At 51.7% G+C, this 2,450-nt stretch carries 3 protein-coding genes and 1 pseudogene; all 4 read left to right on the plus strand.

Going from position 1 to position 2,450, the window contains the following annotated elements:
- The coding region (gene rpsK, locus COY37_RS03065) for a 30S ribosomal protein S11 (RefSeq protein WP_286976024.1) at positions 1 to 361 on the plus strand (361 nt) is incomplete at its 5' end.
- Between the two features lie 3 nt (positions 362 to 364).
- The gene (gene rpsD / locus COY37_RS03070) at positions 365 to 982 is read left to right on the plus strand and encodes a 30S ribosomal protein S4 (protein ID WP_286678501.1); all 618 of its coding nucleotides are present in this window, start codon (positions 365 to 367) and stop codon (positions 980 to 982) included.
- Between the two features lie 24 nt (positions 983 to 1,006).
- On the plus strand, positions 1,007 to 1,939 hold the full coding sequence (locus COY37_RS03075) for a DNA-directed RNA polymerase subunit alpha (protein WP_286678500.1): 933 nt from the start codon (positions 1,007 to 1,009) through the stop codon (positions 1,937 to 1,939).
- A gap of 12 nt (positions 1,940 to 1,951) precedes the next feature.
- Positions 1,952 to 2,302: pseudogene (gene rplQ / locus COY37_RS03080) on the plus strand (50S ribosomal protein L17); the annotation flags it as partial.
- Positions 2,303 to 2,450 lie beyond the last annotated feature (148 nt).

Genomic DNA, 2,450 nt, shown 5'->3' on the forward strand with positions numbered 1-2,450 from the left:
TAGGGAACGCAAAAACGTCGTTCATGGCGCTGCCCATATAAAAAGCACATTTAATAACACGATCGTCACGATCACCGATCAGCAGGGAAACACGATAGCGTGGGAAAGCGCTGGGACATCAGGCTTTAAAGGATCTCGCAAGAGCACTCCATTTGCGGCCCAGGTTGCGGCGGAATCATGCGCCAAGAAAGCCCAGGAGCATGGAATGAAAAGGGTGGACGTTTACGTTAAAGGTCCGGGGGCGGGGCGTGAGACGGCAATCAGGACACTGCAGGCGAATGGCCTGGAAGTCGCCGGTATCACCGATGTTACTCCGGTACCGCACAACGGGTGCCGTCCACGGAAAAGGAGACGAGTGTAAGCTATGGCGAGATATACGGGACCTGTATGTAAGTTATGCAGGAGAGAAACGCAAAAATTGTTCTTAAAAGGCGATAAGTGCATGACAGATAAGTGCCCGGTCGAGAGACGACCATACCCACCGGGCGAGCACGGTCGCGGACGCCGCAAAGAGTCCGAGTACTATATACAGTTGCGCGAGAAGCAAAAAGCTAAGCGTATTTATGGTGTACTTGAGAAGCAGTTCAGGAACTATTATGAACTGGCTACCAAGAAGAAAGGCGTGACGGGCGAGAACCTGCTTCAGATTCTTGAAAGCCGTCTCGACAATACCATCTATCGCATCGGCCTTGCGCCATCACGCACCGAGGCGCGACAGGAAGTGCGCCACGGGCATGTTACGGTTAACGGAAGAAAAGTGGATATCCCGTCATTCCGCGTAAAACCGGGTGACGTTATCACCGCAGTCGAGGGCATAGCCCGGATTAAGGAAGCGGCTGAATCAGCCAATAAAGCCGCGATCCCGTCCTGGCTCGAAGTCGATCTCGCCAACCTGAGCGCAAAAGTTACAGGCGTTCCGTCGCGCGAAGACATCGATGTGCCGGTTCAGGAAAAAATGATCGTCGAGCTATATTCTAAGTAATGGTTGCTAAGGAGGAATTTATTAATGTTAGATATCCGTAAGCCGGGTATCTCCGTTGAGGAGCTGAAAGATAATACGGCTCAGTTTAAGGTTGAGCCGCTGGAGAGAGGCTTCGGTTACACTTTAGGAAACTCCCTGAGGAGGGTGCTTCTATCGTCTTTACCGGGTGCAGCCATCACGTCGGTGAAGATCGAACGTGTAGCTCATGAATTCGACACGATCCCGGGTGTTAAGGAAGATGTCATCGATATAATCCTTAACCTGAAGGACCTCGTATTAAGGCTATATGGCGATGAGCCGGCAACCATGAGAATTAATGTCAAAGGGCCAAAAGAGGTTACGGCGGCGGACATCGAGTATCCGGCCGAGGTGGAGATTATAAGTCCCGAGCTACATATTGCCACGCTCAACGCGGAGGGCAAGCTTGAGATGGAGATGACGGTTGAGTCGGGTCGCGGTTATGTTTCCGCAGACCGTAACAAGCGTCCTTCCGATACCATCGGAGTTATACCGGTAGATTCTATCTTCAGCCCGATCAGAAGCGTAACCTACGCCGTAGAGAATGCGCGCGTTGGGCAGAGAACCGACTTTGATAGACTGGTTCTTGAGGTCAGGACGAACGGTAGCATTACGCCGTTTGAGGCCGTAAGCATAGGCGCGAAGATCGTCAACGATCATATGGGCCTATTCATGGAGCAGGCAAGTGAGTTTGCCGCCACGCCGGTGTTTGTTGCCGACGTAAACGACCGCGGCAAAGCCCTTGATTCCCCGATTGAAGACCTCGAGCTTTCGGTTCGTTCCTATAACTGCCTGAAGCGAGAGGGAGTCAATACTGTTCAGCAACTGGTTGAGCAGAGCGAAGGCGATCTTATGAAGATAAGAAACTTCGGCGCTAAGTCAATTGAAGAGGTCAAAGACAAGCTCGCACAGCTTGGTCTTTCACTTAAACAAAGTTAGTAGGAGACTGGAATGAGGCACGCAAAAAGAGGTAGAAAAATTGGCACGAGTGCCACCCATAGGAAAGCGATCCTGGAAGGACTAGCCCGCCAGGTAATCGTGCACGAGCGGGTTAAAACCACGGAGGCAAAAGCCAAAGAGCTAAGGCCGTATGTCGAGAAAGTCATCACCCTCGGCAAGAAGGGCGATCTGCATGCAAGAAGGCAGGCCCTGGCAGTGCTCGGCGATCGCGAGATCGTCCACAAGCTCTTTGCCGAAATCGGTCCCCGTTACGCAGAGCGCGACGGCGGCTACACCAGAATCCTTAAACTCGGCCCCCGTCAAGGCGACGCCGCACCTATGGCCATGATCGAGCTGGTTCAGTAACACGCCAGGCAGGCACCGCTAAACACAAATTCAATATGCTATTGTAAAAGGCAAAAGCCTCGTTAAGGCTTTTGCCTTTGTTGCATTAGTATCAATAAACCCGAATCTCTATATACTAACACTTGACTATTCAAGAATTCACCGG

This window comes from Candidatus Aquicultor secundus, from assembly GCF_002791875.1.
GTDB lineage: Bacteria > Actinomycetota > Aquicultoria > Aquicultorales > Aquicultoraceae > Aquicultor_A > Aquicultor_A secundus.

Bases quoted from the DNA above. Each gene is read 5' to 3' on its own strand.
- rpsD (WP_286678501.1), top strand. From the start codon at position 365: ATGGCGAGATATACGGGACCTGTATGTAAGTTATGCAGGAGAGAAACG.
- COY37_RS03075 (WP_286678500.1), top strand. From the start codon at position 1,007: ATGTTAGATATCCGTAAGCCGGGTATCTCCGTTGAGGAGCTGAAAGAT.